The sequence below is a fragment of the Dietzia sp. E1 genome, from assembly GCF_014145015.1.
Lineage (GTDB): Bacteria > Actinomycetota > Actinomycetes > Mycobacteriales > Mycobacteriaceae > Dietzia > Dietzia cinnamea_A.
In genome coordinates, this window is the sequence record NZ_JAALDU010000178.1 from 1 (window position 1) to 1,554 (window position 1,554).

Annotated in this window: 3 protein-coding genes; 1 reads left to right on the plus strand and 2 read right to left on the minus strand. The window is 70.8% G+C overall.

Going from position 1 to position 1,554, the window contains the following annotated elements:
* Positions 1–54: 54 nt before the first annotated feature.
* Positions 55–489, plus strand: a complete 435-nt coding sequence (locus tag G6030_RS07285) for a MarR family transcriptional regulator (RefSeq protein WP_182642665.1) — start codon at positions 55–57, stop codon at positions 487–489.
* 22 nt (positions 490–511) lie between these two features.
* On the opposite strand, the gene G6030_RS07290 is transcribed toward G6030_RS07285, so the two are convergent.
* Both G6030_RS07290 and G6030_RS07295 read right to left on the minus strand, forming a co-directional pair.
* On the minus strand, positions 512–1,147 hold the full coding sequence (locus tag G6030_RS07290) for a GyrI-like domain-containing protein (protein ID WP_182642666.1): 636 nt from the start codon (positions 1,145–1,147) through the stop codon (positions 512–514).
* On the minus strand, positions 1,137–1,554 hold a 418-nt coding region (locus G6030_RS07295), incomplete at its 5' end, for an ATP-binding cassette domain-containing protein (protein WP_182642667.1). The genes G6030_RS07295 and G6030_RS07290, both read right to left, overlap by 11 nt.

Here is a 1,554-nt window from a genome sequence, read left to right on the forward strand (position 1 = left end):
GTGTTGCGCACAATTAAGTTGAGCGCAACCGGTAAATCCGGGATACTGGGCCCTATGCCCGCCGATCTCCGCCTCGACCACCAGGTCTGCTTCTCCCTCTACGCGGCCTCGCGCGCCTCGACCTCGGCCTACCGGCACGCCCTCGCCTCGGTCGGACTCACCTATCCGCAGTACCTCGCCCTGCTCGCCCTGTGGGAGGAGGACGGCCTCACGGTCCGTCAACTGGGCGACCGCCTCCACCTGGACTCCGGGACCCTCTCCCCTCTCCTGGCGCGCCTCGAGAACGCCGGGCTCGTCGCCCGCTCGCGGTCCGCCGACGACGGCCGGAGCGTCCACGTCCACCTCACCGGGGCCGGAGAGAAGCTGCGCGCGGAGGCGGAGGCGATCCAGTGCTCCCTGCTCGGGAGGCTCGACATGTCGGAGGAGGACCTGCTCCAACTGCGTACCCTCGCCCAGCGCCTCGTCGATTCCCTCGAGGCCAGCGCGTAACGGATCCAGCGGCGGCGCCGGCTCAGCCGGACGTGATGGGCTGTCGCAGGATCGTCCTCAGCCTCGCGGGTTCGACCCTGCGCGGATCCGAGAGATAGATCTCGTGATGGTGGCCGGACAGCGCGGCGCGCCGGCCCTCGACGGCCTCCGCGTGCATGTGCGCGATGACCCGACCCTCCTCGTCATAGGGCCCCACGTGCAGCGTCTGTACCGCCGTACCCTCCGCGAACCGGGCGAACCGCACACGCTCCCCGGCGTCCGAACCCCTCGTCGTCGTCACCCTCTCCCCCGCGGCGGCGACGACCTCCGGCGTGATCCACTCGGGCTGCCAGATCATCATCGTCCAGTTCCACGCCTCCTTGTCCCGCGCGGTGAACACCCGTGGATCGTCGGCGTACCAGAGCCCCTCGAGCGGGCCCACGGTGTGGACCCTCCCGAGCTCCGACTTCGCGATCGCCCTAATCGCGTACGACAGGACGTACAGCGACTCGACGGCCGTGCGATAGGCCGGCGCTGTGTTGGGGTCGCCGCGGCCGTCGACCTGCAAAAACCACATGGGCGGGACCTCCACCGTGTCGATGCGCCCGACGCGGCCCGAGTACAGGTCGCGTCGCAGCCGCTTGATGTCGACGCTTCCGGGGTTCGCGTTAGCGGACATGCGCAGAATCTACTCCCGACGGCGTCAGGGCGAGGGCCGGCCACGACGACAGGTCCCGCAGGAGCTGACGGTCGTGGGTGGCCACGACCACCGCGCAGGACGCGGTGACCAGGGCCTCGGTGAGGCTCTCCACCAGGGATGACGACAGGTGGTTGGTCGGCTCGTCCAGGATCAGCAGCGCGGGCCGCGCGGCCAGGCACAGCGCGAGGTGGAGGCGACGCTGCTGGCCCTGCGACATCCGGCTCACCGCGGTGGCGGCGGCGCGCGGGTCCAGCAGCCCGGTCGACGTCAGCCCCGGCGCGTCGGCACGGCCCAGACGACCGACGTGCTCGGTGTAGATCTGCGTCGCGGTCCGCCGCGGATCCCACTCCGGCACCTCCTGGGACAGGAACGCGGTGCGCGCCGAC

Bases quoted from the DNA above. Each gene is read 5' to 3' on its own strand.
- G6030_RS07285 (WP_182642665.1), top strand. From the start codon at position 55: ATGCCCGCCGATCTCCGCCTCGACCACCAGGTCTGCTTCTCCCTCTAC.
- G6030_RS07290 (WP_182642666.1), bottom strand. From the start codon at position 1,147: ATGTCCGCTAACGCGAACCCCGGAAGCGTCGACATCAAGCGGCTGCGA.